The organism is Saliniradius amylolyticus (genome assembly GCF_003143555.1).
In the GTDB taxonomy this organism is placed as follows: domain Bacteria; phylum Pseudomonadota; class Gammaproteobacteria; order Enterobacterales; family Alteromonadaceae; genus Saliniradius; species Saliniradius amylolyticus.
The window spans coordinates 1-20952 of the sequence record NZ_CP029347.1; the positions used below are offsets into that span (position 1 = coordinate 1).

Here is a 20952-nt window from a genome sequence, read left to right on the forward strand (position 1 = left end):
ATGGCTTTGTGGGAGCAGTGTCTTAGACGGTTGCAACAGGAGTTGCCAACACAGCAGTTCAGCATGTGGATAAGACCGCTGCAGGCTCAGCAAGATGAGCAAACTCTGACTCTGCTGGCACCGAATCGTTTCGTTCTCGATTGGGTACGGGATAAGTACATCAATAGAATCAATGAATTATGTGTTGATATTTGTGATGGACAGGCTCCCAGCCTCCGGTTTGAAGTGTCCGGCACGCCAGCGGCGGCGATTCCCAGGCCTTCGACTCATCAGGCTACTGGCCAGGCTAACGGGAGTAGGGTGGCGCCGTCATTTGTGCCACGCCAACAACAGAATTCTTCGCCTCAAGGGCCAGTCGTCAATGCGCCGGCGGATCATAAGAGCAACATTAATCGCACCTACCGATTTGAGAACTTTGTCGAAGGTAAGTCCAACCAGCTCGCTCGGGCGGCCGCCAGCCAGGTGGCAGACAACCCAGGGGGCGCGTACAACCCCTTGTTTATTTATGGGGGAACCGGCCTGGGTAAGACCCATTTGTTACACGCCGTAGGCAATGGGCTGATGGATAAAAAGCCCGATGCTAAAGTGGTTTACATGCACTCTGAGCGGTTTGTGCAGGATATGGTTAAGGCGCTGCAAAATAATGCCATCGAGGAGTTCAAACGTTATTACCGCTCTGTGGATGCGTTGTTGATCGATGACATTCAGTTTTTTGCAAAGAAGGATCGTTCCCAGGAAGAGTTCTTTCACACGTTTAATGCCTTGTTGGAGGGGAATCAACAGATTATTTTGACGTCGGATCGCTACCCAAAAGAAATCGACGGTGTTGAGGATCGACTGAAATCACGTTTTGGTTGGGGACTGACGATTGCCATCGAGCCACCAGAGCTGGAAACCCGGGTGGCGATTTTAATGCGTAAGGCAACAGAAAACCGTATCCATCTTCCTGATGAAGTAGCGTTCTTCATCGCTAAGCGGTTGCGTTCCAATGTGCGTGAACTGGAAGGCGCGCTGAATAGGGTGATCGCCAATGCTAACTTCACTGGCCGTCCCATTACCATCGATTTTGTTCGTGAAGCCTTGCGGGATCTGCTGGCGTTGCAGGAAAAACTGGTTACTATAGACAATATACAAAAAACGGTTGCCGAGTATTATAAAATCAAGGTGGCGGATATTTTGTCTAAGCGACGCAGTCGCAGTGTGGCCAGACCCAGACAATTGGCCATGTCTCTGGCAAAGGAACTGACCAACCATAGTTTACCGGAGATTGGCGATGCCTTCGGCGGAAGGGACCATACAACCGTATTGCATGCTTGCCGAAAGGTTGCGCAATTGCGTGAAGAGAGTCACGATATAAAAGAAGATTATCAAAATCTGATTCGCACACTGTCATCATAAAAATAAAGACGAGTCGCTCATGAAATTTACCATCAGCAGGGAAAACTTTTTACAACCACTTCAATTGGTCGCCGGTGCCGTTGAGCGTCGTCATACCTTACCCATTTTATCTAATGTGCTCATTAAGGTCAGTGAGGGCAAACTATGGCTGACAGGTACGGATTTAGAGGTAGAGCTGATTTCTAATGTGAGCTTGACCGGGGACTTTGAGGAAGGTGAAATCACGGTACCTGCCAAGAAGTTGCTGGATATCTGTAAAGGGTTTACCGGTAACAGCGATATTCAGTTTACCATCGATGGCAGTAAAGCCATTCTCAAGTGCGGACGCAGTAAGTATTCTCTTTCGACGCTGTCTGCCAGTGATTATCCAAACCTGGAAGACTGGCAGGGTGAAGTGGAATTTGAAATCACCCAATCGGATATGAAAAAGCTGATCGACACGACCCACTTCTCAATGGCTCAGCAGGATGTGCGTTACTACCTTAATGGTATGTCTTTCGAGACAGAGGACAATGTGATTCGCTCCGTCGCTACCGATGGGCATCGTCTGGCTATGTGTCGGCTTAACTATGAGCAGGGTGGTTTGCCTGAGCGCCAGGTCATCGTCCCGAGAAAGGGCGTACTGGAGATCTCCCGGTTGATAGAGAACGAAGATAAGCCGCTAAAGATTCAAATCGGTGCTAATCATATTCGCATCTTCTCAAACGAGTTTATATTTACCAGCAAACTGGTGGACGGCCGTTTCCCGGATTACCGACGAGTATTACCTAAGGATGGTGATAAGTTGGTAGAGGCCACAAACGAGTCTCTGAAGCAGGCATTTACCCGTGCTGCCATTCTTTCTAACGAGAAGTTTCGTGGTGTCAGGCTCAATCTGGCCAGTGGTGAATTGAAGATCACTGCCAACAACCCAGAGCAGGAAGAAGCAGAAGAGCTGGTCGATGTGGACTACCAGGGTGATGAGCTGGAAATTGGCTTTAACGTGGCTTATTTGATTGACGTACTGAATGCCTTGGTCTCCGACACGGTAAAAATTTCCCTGTCCGACTCCAACTCCAGTGCTTTGATAGAAGATGGAGCCGATGACGCGGCACTCTATGTAGTGATGCCAATGCGCTTGTAGTCTCATTGAATTTGTTCCCCGCCCTTTTATGAAACTGGACCACGTCCAGATAAAGCAGTTTCGGAATTTGACGGATGTAAGCCTGCATCCGTCCACCTCCTTAAACGTGATCTACGGTGCCAATGGTAGCGGCAAATCATCGCTGGTCGAAGCCATTCACTATCTTGGATTCGGCCGCTCTTTTCGTACCCACCGTCATGACCATGCGATTCAGCACGGCGAAGAGGCCTTCGTCGTTTTCTGCCAGATCACGTCTGATCAGCCTGATGATGAGAGTGTTATTAAGTTGGGTTACCAGCGTGACCGAAAAGGAAACGTTCAGATTCGGCGTAATGGCGAAACCTTACAGCGCGTGTCTGAGTTAGTGCGACATCTACCCGTTCAGCTGTTCACACCGCAAAGTGCCGATATTGTTTCAGGTGGCCCTGGGGGTCGTCGTCGATTCTTAGATTGGGCACTGTTCCACGTGGAACAGTCGTTCCATAGTGTGAGTGCTTGCTATCAAAAAACATTGAAACACAGGAACGCATTGCTTAAGCAAAACTCATCAGAATTAAAGGCAGATGGTAGCGACTACTGGACCCAACAGATGGTTCGTTACGGTGAGCAGCTCAATGATCTCAGAGAGGCGCTAGTATCGGCGTTACAACCCTATATCAATGATAATCTAAAGCAATTTCTAACGGATTTTTGCTTCGAAATTTCGTATCATAGGGGATGGGAAAAAGGTCGTTCATTAGCGGCGGTTTTACAGCAAAACTTTGAGCGAGACCAACGGCTCGGCTTTACCCATAGTGGTCCCCACAAGGCTGATTTAAGAATAAAAACAGAGGGTGTGTTAGCCGCAGAGAGGCTTTCTCGTGGGCAGGCTCGTATGCTGGTTGCCGCGTTATTGTTGTCTGAATCCGAGTATTTGCATCGGGTCCAGGGCCGACAGTCTTTGTTTCTATTAGATGACATCGGGGCTGAGTTGGATGCTGCCATGCGTGAGAAGTTTCTCACGAAGTTGCTGGCATCATCTGCACAGGTTTTTGTTACAGCCATAGAGCAACAGCAGGTTGCGTTTATGGACGATTATAAAGATAAAAAAGTGTTTCACGTGGAACATGGCCAGGTGAAAGAGGAGTTAAAGTAAATGTCAGAAGAGCAGAATTACGACTCGTCCAGCATCAAGGTCCTAAAAGGACTGGATGCGGTGAGAAAGAGACCCGGTATGTATATCGGCGATACCGATGACGGCACGGGTCTTCACCATATGGTGTTTGAGGTTGTAGATAACTCCATCGATGAAGCCTTAGCCGGTCACTGTGCCGATATTGAAGTGACTATCCATAACGATGGCTCGGTATCCGTTCGGGACGATGGCCGTGGTATTCCAACGGAGATTCACGAAGAAGAGGGAGTATCTGCAGCAGAGGTAATAATGACGGTGCTGCACGCGGGCGGCAAGTTCGACGATAACTCTTATAAGGTATCTGGGGGCTTGCACGGTGTGGGTGTTTCTGTGGTTAATGCGCTTTCAGAGAAGCTGGTACTGCGCATTAAGCGAAACGGTGAGATCTTTGAGCAGGAGTATCAGCATGGTGTGCCGCAGTCTCCTCTGGCTGCAGTGGGTAAGACGGATGAGTCTGGCACCCAACTTCGTTTCTGGCCTTCGGATGAGACATTCAGTAATACGGAATTCCATTACGATATTCTGGCTAAGCGTTTACGAGAGTTGTCTTTCTTAAACTCTGGTGTATCCATTATTCTTCAGGACGAACGCGACGGAAAGCGTGATCACTTTAAATACGAGGGTGGAATTCAAGCCTTCGTTGAATACCTTAATGATAAAAAAACGCCCATTCACGACAAGGTGTTCCACTTCGCGACTGAGCGGGAAGATGGTATCAGCGTGGAAGTATCCATGCAGTGGAATGACAGTTTCCAGGAGAATATCTTCTGCTTCACCAACAACATTCCGCAGCGGGATGGTGGTACCCATCTGGCGGGTTTCCGAGGTGCGTTGACCCGAACCCTGAACAATTACATTGAACATGAAGGGCTGAATAAGAAAGCCAAGACCAATACCAGCGGTGATGACGCCCGTGAGGGACTGACCGCCGTTATATCGGTCAAGGTACCGGATCCGAAGTTCTCATCTCAGACTAAAGATAAACTGGTGTCTTCAGAGGTGAAGTCGGCCGTTGAAACCACCATGGGCGAGAAGCTAGGGGACTACCTGCTAGAGAATCCTAACGAAGCCAAGATTATTGCGGGGAAGATCATCGATGCTGCCAGAGCCCGTGAGGCGGCCCGGAAAGCACGGGAAATGACCCGACGCAAGGGTGCCTTAGACCTGGCAGGGTTGCCTGGTAAACTGGCCGACTGCCAGGAAAAAGACCCTGCGCTTTCTGAACTCTATATTGTGGAGGGTGACTCTGCCGGCGGTTCCGCAAAGCAGGGACGAAATCGACGTAACCAAGCCATTCTACCGCTCAAGGGTAAGATCCTGAACGTAGAAAAGGCACGCTTCGACAAGATGCTTTCCTCTCAGGAAGTGGCCACCATGATAACGGCTTTGGGGTGCGGTATTGGTCGTGACGAGTATGATCCCGACAAGTTGCGCTATCACGAAATCATCATCATGACCGATGCTGACGTAGATGGCTCGCATATCCGCACACTGCTGTTGACCTTCTTTTATCGTCAAATGCCGGAAATCATCGAACGGGGTCACGTTTATATTGCCCAGCCGCCGTTGTACAAGGTGAAAAAAGGTAAACAGGAGCACTATATTAAGGATGAGCCTGCTTTGACCGCTTATCTGACCTCGATGGCCCTGGATAACGCTGCCTTATATGTGAATGCTGATGCTCCGGCGATTTCCGGCACAGCATTAGAAGCTATCGTGAAGCAGTACCAGACCACTATGGAAATGATCGACCGTATCAGTCGCATGATGCCTTATTCGATCCTGACCCGTTTGGTTTACAGTGACCGCCTTCAACCCAGCGATTTAAATGATAAGGGTAAGCTGGATGCCTTTGCTAAGGATTTCGTGGCTGCCATAGAAGAGAAAGAAGCCGACGGCGCGCTGTACAAGTATGAAGTGCGTGCCGACGAAGAACGTAATGCCTGGTACATCGCTATCGTGGTACGCCAGCATGGTATCGATACCGAATACCGCATTGACCACGACTTTGTCGAGTCGACGGAATATAAGCGCATTCGCGCCCTTAATGAGCAAATCAACAATATGATCGAGCCTGGTGGCTATGTGGCCCGAGGCGAGAAGAAACACGAAATCCAATACTTTGAAGAGGCATTGGAATGGTTGTTGAATGAGTCTAAGCGCGGCATTTACGTGCAGCGTTATAAGGGACTGGGTGAGATGAACCCAGAGCAGCTTTGGGAAACCACCATGGACCCAGACAGCCGCCGTATGCTGCAGGTGACCATCGAAGACGCCATCGGTGCCGACCAACTGTTCACCACGCTGATGGGTGACCAGGTCGAACCTCGTCGCGCCTTTATCGAACAAAACGCGCTTAATGTGGCGAACCTCGATGTGTAGTGACAATCTGCTCTGGCGTTAAATCATGCCGTAAAAAAAGCCATCCGTGCGGATGGCTTTTTTATTACTTAGAGAAAACTAATTCTCCTTTAAAAACGGGTTGTCTAAGCCTTAGTGACTGTCACCTTGGGCTGACTCGGCTCAGAAAAATCGATACTGAAACGGTAAGTATCGGTTTTTGGGGGGGTAAATTGAAAATGATTATTCTCGCTATCACAGTCGGCGATGACTACCTGGTTCAAAGAAATGCTCTGATCAGTGGCGTTCTCGTACCCGCAGTTCGCGCCCGGTGACCAATCTTTGTCGGCAAAACGAAAATCGTAAGGCTGTCCGTCGGCGATCAGCTCGGCGGTGGTGCTGAATATCGCCTTGTCAGAGGCGCTCAATCTATACGCTTCATCGGCTTCCCACCAGTTAAACACTCCCCGTAGGTACAGATCTTCCGGGACGGACTGCTGAGGAAGTATGTCCCTAGTTACGGAGCAACCGGCTAACAGCGTAGCCAGCGCTATGGTGGATGAGATAAAAGCGTATTTCATAATACTTCTAACCTTTAGAGATGTTTTTAATGGGGGCGACCCAATACCCTTATAGCAACCCCGGGCTGGTAATGAAAGCACTAGCCCGGTAAAGGGCTCTTAGTTAAGCACCGATATGTCGGCCACTTTAAGGAACAATTGGCGCAACTGTCCCAGTATTGCCAGTCGATTGGTACGAATGGCCGGATCGTCATGCATTACCATCACGCTATCGAAGAAAGCATCCACGGTATCCCGCAACTCGGACAGGCGGTAAAGAGCGGTTTTATAATCTAATTCCGCTACCGCTGTATTAACATCGACGGCAGCCTGACTGACCTGTTCAGCTAGCTGAGTTTCAGCTGCCTCGCTAAGCAAGGCGTGGTCGACGTTAAGTTCGTCAATATTTACTTCGCTCTTGGCCAGAATATTGGCCACGCGCTTATTGGCTGCTGCCAATGATTCGGCGGCTTCCAGTGAACGGAAAGCCTTAACAGCCTGAATGCGGGCGTCGAAATCCACCGGACTGGTGGGGCGACGTTCTAGCACCGCCTGCACGGTGTTAGCATCTACGCCTTGCTCCTGATACCAGGCGCGGAAGCGGCCCAGTACAAAGTCCAGTACTTGCTTTTCCGTTTCCTTAGCGGTGAGTTTGTCGCCGAACAGGGTTGTGGCCTTTTCCAGCAGTGGCAACAAGTCCAGCTGATACTGGCCCTCAACCATAATGCGGATCAGTCCGATGGCCGCGCGACGCAGAGCAAAGGGATCTTTATCGCCTTTAGGCGACTGACCAATACCAAAAATGCCCACCAGTGTGTCCACTTTATCGGCAATCGCTACCGCCGCGCTTTCTGGTTCACTTGGCAGGATATCGCCGGAAAAGCGGGGCAGATACTGTTCAAACAGCGCCTTGGCCACCACCTCAGGCTCACCATCAAAGCGGGCGTAGTGCATGCCCATAACTCCCTGGACGTCGGGGAATTCCATGACCATCTGGGTCATCAGGTCAGTCTTACTGAGTAACCCGGCACGATGAGCGTAGGCCTGGTTGACCTCGAGCTGAGAAGCAACAAACGCAGCCAGCTCGGCAATGCGCTTAGATTTATCGGCGAGTGTTCCTAACTGCTTCTGGAACAGTACAGAACCCAGTGAGTCCAGCCGGGACTCGAGACTCTGTTTGCGGTCGGTGTTAAAGAAAAACTCGGCATCGGCCAGGCGGGGACGGATCACCCGCTCGTTACCCTTGATGACCTGCTGGGGATCTTTACTGTCGATATTAGCCACAAAGGCAAAACGAGGTAGTAACTGACCGTCTTGGCTCAGCAGCGGGAAGTACTTCTGGTCATCCTTCATGGTGTAGATGAGCGCTTCTTTGGGGACATCCAAAAAGCGTTGGTCAAAAGACGCTACCAGTACCTCAGGCCACTCGACCAGAGCAGTGACTTCATTCAGTAAATCATCGTCCATATCAACGACGGCTTGCTGATGTTTGGCCGCGTCTTCAAGTTGCTGTCGAATGCGGGCCTTACGCTGATCAAAATCGGCGATAACATAGGCCTTATGCAGCGCCTCCTGATAATCATTGGCGTGGGCTAACTCGATAGCTCCAGAGCTATGGAAGCGATGGCCATTGATATTGCGGCCTGAGTTAATGCCTAAGATTTGTGCATCGATAACTTTTGCTCCGTAAAGCAGGGTCACCGTATGAACCGGACGAATAAACTGAGTCTGGCTGCTTCCCCAGCGCATCGGCTTGGGAATAGGTAAGCCATTGAGTGCGGCAGAGACAATCTCTGGCAATAGGGCGTCCAGGGCTTGGCCTTTCACCTCGGCCTTATGCAGTAACCATTCACCTTTATCGGTTTTGAGACGTTGAGCATCGTCCAGTTCGATCCCCTGACCCCTTGCCCATCCCAGGGCGGCCTTAGTAGGCTCACCGGTTCCGTCGAAGGCGGCACTAATCGCGGGGCCGCGCTTTTCCACCACCTTGTCGGCTTGCTGAGCGGATAAGTCAGAAACCAACACACCCAATCGACGTGGGGCGGCAAAGGTATCTAATTTAGAGAATGAAAGTTCTGCTTTCTCGAGGCCTGCCTCTATTCCATCGGCAAAGGCGATGGACAGGCTCTGCAGTGCCTTAGGTGGCAACTCCTCGGTGCCAATTTCAATAAGTAATGACTCTGTGTGCATTAACGGCTCTCCTTTTGGCACAGGGGAAATCCAAGAGCTTCGCGCGATTCGTAATAACGCTGGGCCACGGCTTTGGCCAGGGTGCGTACCCGCAGGATATAGCGCTGACGCTCGGTGACGGAAATGGCATGGCGTGCGTCGAGCATATTGAAGGCATGAGAGGCTTTCATGACCTGCTCATAGGCGGGCAGCGCCAGGCCTTGTTCAATCAGATACTGGCTGTCTTTTTCACACTGATCAAACTGACGAAACAGGGCGTCTACATCGGCGTGCTCAAAATTATAGGCTGACTGCTCCACCTCGTTTTGATGGAATACATCGCCATAGGTGACCTTACCCATGGGACCGTCGGTCCAAACCAGATCGTAGATGCTGTCGACACCCTGGATGTACATGGCCAGACGTTCAAGACCATAGGTGATCTCGCCAGTTACCGGTGCGCACTCCAGGCCACCTGCCTGCTGGAAGTAGGTAAACTGGGTCACTTCCATGCCGTTAAGCCAGACTTCCCAACCCAGGCCCCAGGCGCCCAGTGTAGGGGATTCCCAGTTATCTTCCACAAAGCGAATGTCGTGCACCAGGGGATCGAAGCCCAACTCTTTCAGTGAGCCCAAATACAGCTCCTGAATATTGTCCGGGGAGGGCTTAAGCATAACCTGAAACTGATAATAGTGTTGCAGTCGATTCGGGTTTTCGCCGTAGCGACCGTCAGTAGGGCGGCGGCAAGGCTGAACATAGGCACTGTTAATAGGTTCAGGGCCAATGGACTTCAGGAACGTCATAGGGTGAAAGGTACCGGCACCGACTTCCATATCCAGCGGCTGGATAATGACACAGCCCTGGCGTGCCCAGTAATCCTGAAGCGCCAGGATCAGCCCCTGGAAGGTATTAATATCGAACTTCTGCATATGGCTTGCTTAATGGTCTGAAAAATGCCGCCAAGTATACCTTTTGAGCGCTTTTGAATGTAGGCTAAATTTAACTTTCTTTTGTTGGAACGGAGCGGTTTATGGTGTCGTTAACACGTTGCGGGTGGGTCAGCGATGACCCCGTTTATCAACACTACCATGACAACGTATGGGGACGCCCTGAATACGATAGTCAGCAGTTGTTTGCCAAGTTATGCCTGGATGGACAACAGGCGGGATTAAGCTGGATCACCATCTTAAAGAAGCAGGCTAACTACGAAGCGGCGTTTTATAACTTTGACCCAGACAAGGTCGCGGCCATGACCGAGGCCGATGTTGAACGTCTGATGACTAATCCGGGTATTGTTCGCAATCGATTAAAGATAAAGTCAATAATAAAGAATGCTAAGTCTTATATTGCTATGCGGCAGCAGGGTGAGGGCTTTGCCGATTTCCTGTGGGGCTTTGTGGGAGGAAGTCCGGTGCAGAATCAGTGGGCATCTTTTGAGCAGGTTCCGGTGAGTACGCCTGAGTCGGATGCCATGGCCAAGGCCTTAAAAAAGCGAGGCTTTAGCTTTGTAGGGAGTACCATCTGCTATGCCTTTATGCAGGCGGTGGGGATGGTTAACGACCATACCACCGACTGTCATTGTTATGAGGCTGTTCGTGCCCTGGGCCATAAAGAAAGTCAGAAGCGCTGACGCAGTTGCTCGGCTTCCTTCAAAATAGCGGTTTCCAGTTCGGCCTCGAACTGGCCTTGCTGTAACTCCATTTTCCGGCGTTCTTTTTTAGGTAAAGCCTTCCAGGCATCGTGGGTTGGCATATGTTTTATTCGATCATAGAGGTCGTGCAGGGCGGGGAACTGCCGGGCATAATCCTGCTCCTCACGGTCGGGCAGGTTGTCGAGCAGCACGCACAGGCGAATGCTGGCCTCGGACAGACCGCACTGTTGCTGCTCTACCGCTTTAGCAATAGTCTGAATACTCTGATGCACATAGGCCTTACGCTTTTCCTCGGCTTGTTGCCGCTGCTGTTGTTGATGGCGCAGCTGACATAACAATTTGCCAGCATAAAAGCCCAGCCCCAACACGATCAGAGCAGCGCTGGTGATCAAAATGGTGATTAGCATAAGTTACTCAGGCTTAAAGTCATCCAGGTGGCGCGGGTCCAGCTTATCGAGCAGATCTTCATCGTTCTTATCGTTACTGTCTTCTTCGGCTTCCAGATCAATGCCCAGCAGTTGACAAAGTTTTGCATGCCTTTGCAGTTGCTTGTCCATGTAGGCCTGTTCATCGGCGGCCAGACTTTGACCCTGTTCTTCTTTATCCAATAGCTGCTCAAGACGCTGGTCGTTTTCGATGGCGGCCAGTTCTTCTTTGGGGCTGTAAAAACGAGCGGGGGCTTCTGCCTTCGGCTCAGGCGTCGGATTAAGCGGGATCGGCTTTTTACTGCCAAGTCTCGGATCAGCCTTAGTCTTGGCAGAGCCTGATGGCTTTGCGCCAGACTCAGGGGCATTACGCTTGCCTGCGGGGCGTCCTTTGGGGTGTTTGGTCTTGCCGGAGCTGGTCTGGCTCAGTTTTCCCTTGGGAGCAGGCTGGCGATGTTTTCTTTTGTACTCTTTGGATAGACGGGTTTTGCTCACGTTATCGATCTCCGCTTAGGGTTAAGGGCGTGTCAGGACGACCACATCCGGACCCAACAGGCTAAGTTGTAGTTGGTGTCTTTCGGCAAACCAGTGGAAGCTAGCATCGCTGAAAAAACACACATGGGTAGGATCGTTCTTATAATGCCAATGTTGAAACCGGCTATGATCGATCACCCTCTTGGTCATAATAAACAGTTGTCCTCTCGGCCTCAGGCAATCCAGTAACCGGGCCAGCTCCTTGCCGGGTTCAAATAAATGCTCCACCACCTCGGTGCTGGTAATAAAATCGTAGCGCCGCTTGAGTGCCTGAGTCTCTGGCGCATAGAAAGGATCATAGCACGTCATGTCAAACCCTTGCTCAGTTAGCATCATGGCCAGAACCGGACAAGGGCCGCTACCGAAGTCCAGCCCGCGGCTGGCGGGTGTGACTCGCTGGCAGACTGGGACGGTAATGCGACTCAGAAAGCGACGATAGCCAGGGTCATCAGGCTGGTTATTGTGCAGATCATATTCAGCTTTCTCGGCGTGTGCATCAAGGCGTTGCTCATCGGGTACGTACACCAGTTGGCAAGACTGGCACTGATAATAGTCCCGACGCGGGTCGCTGTGATAATGCTGATAATTGTTTGAGCGGCACAGGGGGCACTGCATGTTCTATTCGGGCATAAAGAAAAGGCGATAGTCTACCTATCGCCTTTCATTTAACCAAGTGCCGAGCGACACTTCTCCCATTATCGTCTTTCCCGGACGTTACTCCTTCCTCTCGGAAGGCCTTCACTTTTTATTATTGTTAACGAAGTCGTTGTTATTATTATTGGTCATCCTGACACTTTATTCTTCTTGTGATGCGGCATGCGTTATTATTTTTAGTTGCGCTGCATCAAAGTGTCCCAAAGCTTACCGGCTTTAAATTTTTTTACAATATCTTTACAAGATATTTTTTGTACTTTTTTTGTGTTCCGGCTTTGGACACAAAAAAGGCGGCTCGTAAACCGCCTTGTGAATCAGTAAAGACCGCTGATGTATTTTGACAGGATTTCAATGTCCTCGTCGGTCAGTTTCATGGCGATGTCGCGCATCATGCCATTGTGGTCGTTGTTACGGTCGCCAGAACGGAATTTTTCCAGCTGAGCCTTCAGGTAAGTGCTGTGTTGGCCACTGATATCGGGGAAATTCGCCAGGCCCATGCCGTCGCCGCGAGGGCCGTGGCAAGCAATACAAGCGGTTACCTTACGCTCGGTGTCACCACCGCGGTACAGAGCTTCACCCTGAGCGATAACGTCTTCCGGCGTGCTGCCCTGCATCGGTTCCTGTGAAGCATAGAATGCCGCTAGATCGTGCATATCCTGCTCGGATAGCGGCATGGCCTGACTGGACATCACCGGGTCATAACGGCCTTCATCGCCATTGGTCTGGGCACCCAGCTTAAACTCGCGCAATTGTTTTAACAGATAATCATAGTGCTGACCGGCCAGCTTGGGGTACATGTCGACGGCGCTGTTACCGTCGGGGCCATGACAGGCGGCACAGGTCTGGGACTTGGTCTTACCTGCTTCGGCATCGCCTTGGGCCAGAGTGGGCAGGGCGAATGTCAGGCAAAGCATCAAACATATTCTTTTCATAACTTCGATCTCGTTGCGCTTTCGTTAGCTGGCATCAAATACTTTGTCGTATTTTACACAATTAGCGCCTGAGTAAAATATTTTCCCCGTTAAAGGCGGGGTTTTATTGTTAATTCGGCATTATTCCGTACTTTCAATCCAGCAATGATACACTATGAGGCTCGTTAACCTTCAACCATCTGCGGAGTATGCAGTGAGCCGTTATAGCCAAGCCCACTTTGTTTTGAGCGCCCCGGACATCCGTCACCTTGGCAGGGACGCCGGTACTGAAATTGCTTTTGCTGGTCGCTCCAACGCGGGCAAATCCAGTGCTTTGAATCGCTTAACACGACAAAAAAACTTAGCGCGGACCAGTAAAACGCCGGGCCGCACTCAGCTCATCAACGTGTTTGAACTGGATGAGCAGCGTCGGCTGATCGACTTGCCGGGCTATGGCTTTGCCAAGGTGCCCGAACAGGTTAAGTTGAAATGGCAGCGCTCGTTAACCGAGTACCTTAATTACCGGGAGAGTCTTAAGGGCATCGTGGTACTGATGGATATCCGGCACCCTTTTAAAGACCTGGACCAACAGGTCATCCAATGGGCTGTCGACAGCGAGATTCCCGTGCTGGCTCTATTGACTAAGGCGGATAAGCTAAAAAGTGGTAAGCGCAAGGCGCAGCTATTGATGGCCAGAGAAGCAGCTATTGCTTTTAACGGCGATGTGACCGTGCATGCCTTTTCGGCGCTTACTGGCATTGGCATGAATGAGGTGGAGCAGATAATGGACCAGTGGTTCGGTTATATCAGCAATCAGGAGTCAACGTCAGACTAAGCTTGTCGTAAGACCACCTGCCAGCCCCCTACAGCCTTAAACACTGTACCTCCACAAAGAAAAGGCCCTGCAATGTATCAGACTGCAGGGCCATCACGGGACACACACAAATAAACCGTTAATTGAGACGCGGCCAGTACGGAGAAGTTCAAAAGAAACTTAATTTCTTTTCTGTAATTAGTTTTCTTCGTGGCAAAGGGCAGGCAATGTCGTTTATATCGCTGTAGGCATAAAAAAACCCCGGCAAACTGCCGGGGCTAAAGCAAAGGTCTGAAAGATAGAACATCTTACCTCTGTACCCTACGCGACTAATAGTAGCGTTTCGGACTCAGAAATCAAGCGTTTTTTGTAATTTAATTACATAAAGTTAGTGCGCCTGATCCCAGTTATCACCCACTCCAGCCTCCACAATAAGAGGGACATCAAGCTCTACAGCGTTCTGCATCAGGTCTTTTATACGTTCGCAACAGGGCGATAGGTTCTGTTCTTTTATTTCAAAAACCAACTCATCATGCACCTGCATGATCATACGCACCTCATCGTTCACCTCATGATCGACCCAGTGGGCCACATCCAACATGGCCTTTTTGATGATATCGGCGGCGGTGCCCTGCATGGGGGCATTGATGGCTGCGCGCTCCGCGCCTTTACGGCGGGCACCGTTACGGCTGTTGATTTCTGGCAAATACAGACGGCGACCAAACACCGTGGAGACATAGCCTTGCTCTTTGGCTTGTTCGCGGGTGCGCTCCATATAAGCCAATACGCCGGGATAGCGTTCGAAATAAAGATTCATGTACTTTTGAGCATCGGCACGGGAAATATTGAGCTGTTGCGATAACCCATAGGCGGACATACCGTAGATCAAACCGAAGTTAATCGCCTTGGCACTTCGACGTTGCTCGGCACTGACCTTATCCAGTTCTACTCCGAACACTTCAGAAGCTGTAGCACGGTGAATGTCCTGATTATCTTTAAAAGCCTGTAACAGACCTTTGTCACCGGATAGGTGTGCCATGATGCGAAGTTCTATCTGAGAATAGTCGGCCGCTACGATTTTACAGCCGGGTTCGGCGATAAAAGCCTGGCGCACCCGGCGGCCCTCTTCGGTACGGATAGGAATATTCTGCAGATTAGGCTCGGTTGAGGACAGTCGTCCCGTGGCTGCGACAGCCTGGTGATAGGACGTATGCACCCGTCCGGTACGGTGGTGGATCATCTTGGGCAGCTTGTCCAGATAGGTGTTTTTTAGTTTGGTCAGGCCGCGATATTCCATGATCTTGCTGGGCAAACTGTAACTGTTGGCCAGTTGCTGTAAGACGTCTTCGGAGGTAGAAGGGGCCCCTTTGGGGGTTTTCTTGACGACTGGCAAGTCCATATCCTCAAACAACACCTGCTGTAACTGCTTGGTTGAGCCCAGGTTAAATTCTCGGCCCGCTTCCTCATACACCGATTGCTCCACTTCCATGATGCGCTTGGCCACATCCTGACTTTGCTGGCTCAGCTTCTGGCTGTCGATGAGTACACCGGTGGTTTCCATCTTAGACAGTACCGATGCAAGGGGAACCTCTATTTCGGTCAGTACCTGTTGCAGCTCTTTAATTTCGGCGAGTTGAGGCCAGAGCTTGTTGTGCAGGCGCAGGGTAACATCGGCGTCTTCAGCCGCGTAAGGAGCGGCTTGCTCCAGCGGAATCTGATTAAAAGTAAGCTGCTTGGCCCCTTTACCGGCAATGTCCTCAAAATGGATGGTCTTGTGATCCAGATACCGCTCGGCCAGGCTGTCCATATCATGACGGCCGCTGGTGCTATTCAGCACATAAGACTCCAGCATGGTGTCGAAGGCGATGCCGTTTAGCTCAACACCATACTGACGCAAGACATTCTTATCGTATTTGAGGTGCTGGCCCACTTTAAGCGCCTTAGGATCTTCCAAAAGGGGCTTAAACTGCTCAAGCACCTCTTTCAGGTCAAGCTGTTCGGGGGCGTCATTATAGTCGTGGCCCAGAGGCAGATAGGCCGCTTCACCTTCGGCGATCGCAAAGCTAAAACCGACGATTTGAGCGTTCATGTAATTCAGGCTGGTGGTTTCGATGTCGAAAGCGAACAGGCTGGCTTGCTGTAAGCGTTCCAGCCAGTGCTGCCAGTTTTCTTCCGTGAGAATAGTGTGATACTGGTCCTGGCCGATGGTCTGGCTTTGTTCCGCAGCGACAAGTTCTGGGGCGGTACCACCATTGTCTTTCGCCTCCTCAAGCCAACGTTTGAAGTCCATAGCCTGAAACAGGTCGACCAATTGGTCGTGGTCGGCGTCCTGGATCAGCAGCTCAATGGGAGGTTGGGGCAGATTTACGTCGGTCTTAATGGTGGCAAGCTCGTAGGACAATCGGGCGTTGTCTTCGTTGTCCTGCATCTTTTTCGCCATACTCTTAGCGCCACGAAATTCCAGCGAGGCAATGGCATCAAGATTGGCGTAGATTTTATCCAGACCTCCAATACCATTTAGCATGGCCAGAGCACTTTTGTCTCCTACGCCTGCAACACCGGGAATGTTATCCGAAGAGTCACCTTTAAGGGCCAGATAGTCGATCACCAATTCTGGTGGGATGCCGAATTTATCGATCACTCCTTGCCGGTCGAGCTTGGTATTGGTCATGGTGTTGATGAGAGTGACATGTTCGTCCACTAATTGGGCAAGGTCTTTATCGCCGGTACTGATCAGGGTGGCAAGTCCTTGCTCACTCGCTTGCCGGGCCAGAGTCCCGATGACGTCATCCGCTTCAACACCATCTATCACCAGCATCGGCAGGCCCATGGCCTGTACAATATTGTGTAGGGGCTCGATTTGTTGGCGCAAGTCATCGGGCATCGGTGGGCGATGGGCCTTATACTCGCTGTAGATGTCATCCCGAAACGTTTTGCCCTTGGCGTCAAATACCACGGCCATATGACTGGGCTGGTACTCTTTGATCAGAGAACGGAGCATATTAACTACGCCATAGACGGCACCGGTGGGCTCTCCGTCCTTATTGGTCAGGTTAGGCATGGCATGGTAGGCGCGAAATAAATATGACGAGCCATCGACCAGGATCAGGGGTTTATCCATTACTTGAGTCATAATCGGAAATCTTGTCAGGATGATGGCGCATAGGATGCCACAAGGGGGCGCTCAGAGCCATGTGCGTGCTGAAACGGTGCTTGTGGATAAGTCTGTGCAAGACTGTTTTTTGAGCAGGCACAGTAATGCTCCGCCAGGACGGTCTCATAGCGTTAGATTTCTTGGATACTGCGGCTTATGGATAAATAAGAGGGTAAGCCATCCGTCGGTATTATTGTTGTTATTCCTTGTGGATAACTCTCTGGGTAAGAATTGCACTTGGCCCGAGAGGGAAGCTACTCTACCATAACTTGTGTCGATGGAAAGTGAAGATTGTGTGGATTCTTAGAACAAAACGCTATGTTAATAAAAAGTAAAAAGCATAAGTAAGCGTTACAGCGAGTTGGAGGACAGAATGCAAAAAGCGGCGATAATTTTAAGCGGATGTGGTGTGTTTGACGGGGCCGAAATTAACGAGTCGGTTCTGACCTTATTAGCCCTTGAACGCAAAGAAGTTCAATATCAGTGCTTTGCACCGGATATTGAACAGCATCATGTCGTTAATCACCTCACCGGAGAGGAAATGCCGGAGAGCCGCAATGTGCTGGTGGAATCCGCCCGCATTACCCGTGGTGAGGTTAAACCACTGGAGCAGCTTGATGCGGAGCAGTTCGACTTTCTTCTGATACCCGGAGGTTTCGGCGTCGCTAAGAATTTGTGCGATTTCGCTGTGAGAGGCGCCGATTGCGAGGTCAATGCTCAGGTGCTGGGTAAGTGTCGTGATTTCGCGCAGGCTGGCAAGGCGGCAGGCTATATGTGTATTGCCCCGGCGCTTTTGGCACAGGTCTACGGCAAAGGAGTGAAGGGCACGATAGGGCATGACAAGGATACGGCTGAAGGACTGACCCAAATGGGCGTAGAGCATATAGAGTGTGACGTGGAAAACATCGTCGTGGATGAGGTAAATAAAGTGGTGACCACTCCGGCGTACATGTTGGCTGAGCGCATCATTGAGGCTGCCACAGGTATAGACAAGTTGGTGGATAAGGTAGTGGACCTGGCTCGTGGCTGATAGTCAGACCAACAGCGATAAGATTCTTTACCTGCTGAAAACAGGCGGCGAGCAGACGGCTCGCCAACTCGCCGATGCGTTGGGGATGACCCCGATGGGCGCGCGTCAGCACTTGTTGCAGTTGCAGCAAAACGAGTACGTCACGAGCCGTAATAAGGCTGAGAAAGTAGGCCGTCCTGCTCAGTATTGGAGTTTAACACCGAAGGCGTCCGAGCGGTTTCCGGATACGCACAGTTCGCTGACTTTAAGCCTGCTCGACTCTGCTAAGGACTTGTACGGAGAGCAGGGGTTGGTGGCATTGCTGAAAAACCGCGAACAACAGATGCGGCAGCACTACTTACAAGCCCTGAAAGGTCAGGATTCGCTGGAGCAACAGTTGCAGACACTGGCCACTTTACGCACACAAGAGGGCTACATGGCGGAGTGGCATCAAGCTGAGGCTGGTTATGTGTTTATTGAAAACCATTGCCCCATTTGTGCTGCTGCCAGTCACTGCCAGCAGCTTTGCGATTCTGAATTGGCTCTGTTTCAGGCTTGCCTGGGACCAGAGGTGAACATTCGCCGGGATGAACATATCCTGAAAGGGCAGCGCCGCTGCTGTTATCGCATCGAGCCGATCTCTGATGGGCGCTGACAGTGGTCAATTCATCGGGCCTGTATCATAATGCGCCTAACTCAATGCCGCCGACTGGAGTGTTAGTCGGTATAAAACAACAATAAGGATGCCCGCTTTCCTATGCAGTATCGCACCATAATTCGGATTCTGGGGCTATTGGTGGCTTTGTTCAGTGTGACCATGGCTCCGCCTGCCCTGGTGTCGTTGATCTATCAGGATGGCGGCGGATTACCGTTCTTATTGGCATTTTTTCTGAGCCTGGGGACCGGTTTGCTGGCCTGGTACCCGAATCGCTCTCATCGGCGGGAGCTCAGGGCGAAGGAAGGTTTTGTTATTGTGGCATTGTTCTGGACCGTACTCGCCAGCTTCGGGGCTTTACCCTTTGTGCTGATGGAACAGCCCCAAATGAGCTTTACTGATGCCTTTTTCGAAGCTTTCTCCGGGCTGACAACCACAGGAGCCACGGTGATCGAGGGCATCGAGTATTTGCCTAAAGCGGTACAGTTTTATCGTCAGCAACTCCAATGGCTAGGGGGTATGGGAATCATCGTGTTGGCGGTGGCGATTCTGCCAATTCTTGGGGTGGGGGGAATGCAGTTGTATCGGGCTGAAATTCCCGGCCCGGTGAAAGACTCCAAGATGACGCCCAGAATTGCCGATACAGCTAAACACCTGTGGTATATCTATTTGACTCTGACCTCTGCCTGCACCGTCGCTTATCGGATAGCCGGAATGGGGTGGTTCGATGCCATTTGCCATGCCTTCTCGACAGTCGCTATCGGTGGTTTTTCCACCTATGACGCCAGCATCGGTCACTTTGACAGTAGCGCCATTAACACGGTGTGTGTGATCTTCTTATGGATCTCCTCTCTGAACTTTGCGCTGCACTACCATGCGGTGAATAATCGAAGCATTAAGTCATACTTAAATGACCCCGAACTCAGGGCGTTTTTCTTTATCCAGGCGGTGCTGGTGGCATTGTGTTTTGCCGTGCTTACCGCTCACCAATGGTACGCCAGTGTAGAGCAAACCTTCGATCAGGCGCTGTTCCATGCCGTGTCCATCAGCACAACTGCGGGCTTTGCCACCGACGCCTTTGCAGACTGGCCGGTGTTTTTACCTATCCTGTTATTGTTTGCCAGCTTTATCGGGGGGTGCGCCAGTTCAACCGGCGGAGGCCTGAAAGTGGTGCGTGTATTGCTTTTGTATTTGCAGGGCAAACGGGAGGTGGATCGTTTAATTCACCCCAAGGCGGTCTATGCGGTTAAATTAGGCCAGCGAGCCCTGCCCGATAGGGTCGTGGAAGCGGTATGGGGCTTTTTCTCGGCCTATACGGTGGTGTTTATTGTTATCATGATTGCCCTGGTAGGCACGGGAATGGATGACTTAACCGCCTTTTCTGCTACCGCCGCATGCTTAAACAATTTGGGGCCGGGGCTGGGTGCTGTGGCCGCCAATTTTGCCGATGTCACCGACCCCGGCAAGTGGCTGTTGGTGGTAGCCATGTTGTTTGGCCGTTTGGAAGTATTCTCCCTGTTGGTGTTATTCTCGCCGACATTCTGGCGAAGCTAATACCAAATTGCTGGTCTTTTAGACATCTGCGCGGCTTTTTGTAAAAAAGCGCGATATTTTGTTGACAATACCCCGTCAGGCCGGTAAATTTCGCGCCTCAGATGCCCAGGTGGTGAAATTGGTAGACACGCTAGCTTCAGGTGCTAGTGGCCTCACGGCCGTGGCGGTTCAAGTCCGCCCCTGGGCACCATCTCTTCTTATCTCCCTTGTTTTTCATATTCCAATATCGCGACTATTTTTCAATTGTCGTTGTAAGAAGCTTACTGGAATCCAGTTGCGTCAGCCAATAATGCTGATTGCGTCCGACTAAGTTAGACTGCTGAAGACTTTGCTCCAACGACTTCGCCATGACATTGGCAAATAAGCGTGGGTAGAAGGGCAGATGCCCGGCAAAGTAAGGCAGACCCTGCTCCAAGCTTTGACTGGCTGAGAGTCGCTCTTCAAAGCCTTTTAAAAAGCTATCTAGTATCCGCACCACGCTCTTATCTTTAGGATCGAACAGTGTCCCGCCTATGTGCCAGGTCATATCGTTATTAAGCTGACAGCGGGCAATCGGTTTGCCCATTGACTCAGGCCAGGCCTCCGGCTCTATCAAACTCAGCCCCAAATTGTATTGTTTTAAATAGAGCGTATAGGTTTGCCCGGGGCTGGGTTTGAATTGAAAACGCGCCGACAATACCAACAATGAAATGGCGTAGTCGGTTAGGATTTGTGAGGCGGACTTATCCGGTATAGCGCTTGCCAGCAGCTCCTGACGCTGTTGTACCACGGGCGTCAGGCCCTTGCCTTGAGGGTTGGGGTTCTTCTTTGCCATAGCCTTTATGATA

General features: G+C 50.9%; 18 protein-coding genes and 1 tRNA gene. 10 read left to right on the forward strand and 9 right to left on the reverse strand.

Going from position 1 to position 20952, the window contains the following annotated elements; genetic code table 11:
- The 4 genes from dnaA to gyrB are packed head-to-tail and all read left to right on the forward strand — an operon-like array spanning position 1 to position 6077.
- On the forward strand, positions 1–1398 hold the full coding sequence (gene dnaA, locus HMF8227_RS00005) for a chromosomal replication initiator protein DnaA (protein WP_109338223.1): 1398 nt from the start codon (positions 1–3) through the stop codon (positions 1396–1398).
- A gap of 19 nt (positions 1399–1417) precedes the next feature.
- Positions 1418–2521: a DNA polymerase III subunit beta gene (gene dnaN / locus HMF8227_RS00010; protein WP_109338224.1), complete on the forward strand. Its 1104-nt coding sequence runs from the start codon at positions 1418–1420 to the stop codon at positions 2519–2521.
- A 28-nt stretch (positions 2522–2549) separates the two neighbouring features.
- Complete coding sequence (gene recF / locus HMF8227_RS00015; RefSeq protein ID WP_109338225.1) at positions 2550–3656, forward strand: DNA replication/repair protein RecF; 1107 nt, start codon at positions 2550–2552, stop codon at positions 3654–3656.
- Positions 3657–6077, forward strand: coding sequence for a DNA topoisomerase (ATP-hydrolyzing) subunit B (gene gyrB / locus HMF8227_RS00020; RefSeq protein WP_109338226.1), 2421 nt, complete (start codon positions 3657–3659; stop codon positions 6075–6077).
- A gap of 104 nt (positions 6078–6181) precedes the next feature.
- Here the strand turns inward: gyrB and HMF8227_RS00025 are convergent, their stop codons facing one another.
- From HMF8227_RS00025 to glyQ, 3 genes are all read right to left on the reverse strand, one after another.
- Positions 6182–6616: an early set domain-containing protein gene (locus HMF8227_RS00025; RefSeq protein WP_109338227.1), complete on the reverse strand. Its 435-nt coding sequence runs from the start codon at positions 6614–6616 to the stop codon at positions 6182–6184.
- A 99-nt stretch (positions 6617–6715) separates the two neighbouring features.
- Positions 6716–8785, reverse strand: a complete 2070-nt coding sequence (gene glyS / locus HMF8227_RS00030) for a glycine--tRNA ligase subunit beta (protein ID WP_109338228.1) — start codon at positions 8783–8785, stop codon at positions 6716–6718.
- A complete protein-coding gene (glyQ, locus tag HMF8227_RS00035; RefSeq protein WP_109338229.1) occupies positions 8785–9693 on the reverse strand; it encodes a glycine--tRNA ligase subunit alpha in 909 nt (302 codons plus the stop codon). The genes glyS and glyQ overlap by 1 nt, the downstream gene beginning before the upstream one ends.
- A 104-nt stretch (positions 9694–9797) precedes the next feature.
- Between glyQ and HMF8227_RS00040 the strand changes: the two genes are divergently transcribed.
- The gene (locus tag HMF8227_RS00040) at positions 9798–10394 is read left to right on the forward strand and encodes a DNA-3-methyladenine glycosylase I (protein ID WP_109340959.1); all 597 of its coding nucleotides are present in this window, start codon (positions 9798–9800) and stop codon (positions 10392–10394) included.
- Here HMF8227_RS00040 and HMF8227_RS00045 read toward each other — a convergent pair.
- From HMF8227_RS00045 to HMF8227_RS00060, 4 genes are all read right to left on the reverse strand, one after another.
- Positions 10382–10822 (reverse strand): DUF2489 domain-containing protein, encoded by a 441-nt coding sequence (locus tag HMF8227_RS00045; RefSeq protein WP_109338230.1) that lies wholly within the window; start codon positions 10820–10822, stop codon positions 10382–10384. The genes HMF8227_RS00040 and HMF8227_RS00045 overlap by 13 nt on opposite strands.
- A gap of 3 nt (positions 10823–10825) precedes the next feature.
- On the reverse strand, positions 10826–11335 hold the full coding sequence (gene yihI / locus HMF8227_RS00050) for a Der GTPase-activating protein YihI (RefSeq protein WP_162558424.1): 510 nt from the start codon (positions 11333–11335) through the stop codon (positions 10826–10828).
- Between the two features lie 21 nt (positions 11336–11356).
- A complete protein-coding gene (locus HMF8227_RS00055) occupies positions 11357–11989 on the reverse strand; it encodes a class I SAM-dependent methyltransferase (protein WP_109338232.1) in 633 nt (210 codons plus the stop codon).
- A gap of 353 nt (positions 11990–12342) precedes the next feature.
- Entirely contained in the window at positions 12343–12960 is a 618-nt protein-coding gene (locus tag HMF8227_RS00060) for a c-type cytochrome (RefSeq protein WP_109338233.1), read from the reverse strand.
- A gap of 193 nt (positions 12961–13153) precedes the next feature.
- On the opposite strand from HMF8227_RS00060, the gene yihA reads away from it, so the two are divergent.
- Entirely contained in the window at positions 13154–13774 is a 621-nt protein-coding gene (gene yihA / locus HMF8227_RS00065) for a ribosome biogenesis GTP-binding protein YihA/YsxC (RefSeq protein ID WP_109338234.1), read from the forward strand.
- Between the two features lie 367 nt (positions 13775–14141).
- Here the strand turns inward: yihA and polA are convergent, their stop codons facing one another.
- On the reverse strand, positions 14142–16886 hold the full coding sequence (gene polA / locus HMF8227_RS00070) for a DNA polymerase I (protein WP_109338235.1): 2745 nt from the start codon (positions 16884–16886) through the stop codon (positions 14142–14144).
- A gap of 394 nt (positions 16887–17280) precedes the next feature.
- Here polA and elbB point away from each other — a divergent pair, with 394 nt between their 5' ends.
- From elbB to HMF8227_RS00090, 4 genes are all read left to right on the forward strand, one after another.
- Positions 17281–17937, forward strand: coding sequence for an isoprenoid biosynthesis glyoxalase ElbB (elbB, locus tag HMF8227_RS00075; protein ID WP_109338236.1), 657 nt, complete (start codon positions 17281–17283; stop codon positions 17935–17937).
- Complete coding sequence (locus HMF8227_RS00080; protein ID WP_109338237.1) at positions 17930–18571, forward strand: helix-turn-helix transcriptional regulator; 642 nt, start codon at positions 17930–17932, stop codon at positions 18569–18571. The genes elbB and HMF8227_RS00080 overlap by 8 nt, the downstream gene beginning before the upstream one ends.
- A 102-nt stretch (positions 18572–18673) precedes the next feature.
- The gene (locus HMF8227_RS00085) at positions 18674–20125 is read left to right on the forward strand and encodes a TrkH family potassium uptake protein (RefSeq protein ID WP_109338238.1); all 1452 of its coding nucleotides are present in this window, start codon (positions 18674–18676) and stop codon (positions 20123–20125) included.
- A 103-nt stretch (positions 20126–20228) separates the two neighbouring features.
- Positions 20229–20315 (forward strand) — tRNA-Leu (locus HMF8227_RS00090).
- A gap of 42 nt (positions 20316–20357) precedes the next feature.
- Here the strand turns inward: HMF8227_RS00090 and HMF8227_RS00095 are convergent.
- Positions 20358–20939, reverse strand: a complete 582-nt coding sequence (locus tag HMF8227_RS00095) for a DUF2452 domain-containing protein (RefSeq protein WP_109338239.1) — start codon at positions 20937–20939, stop codon at positions 20358–20360.
- Positions 20940–20952: the final 13 nt, after the last annotated feature.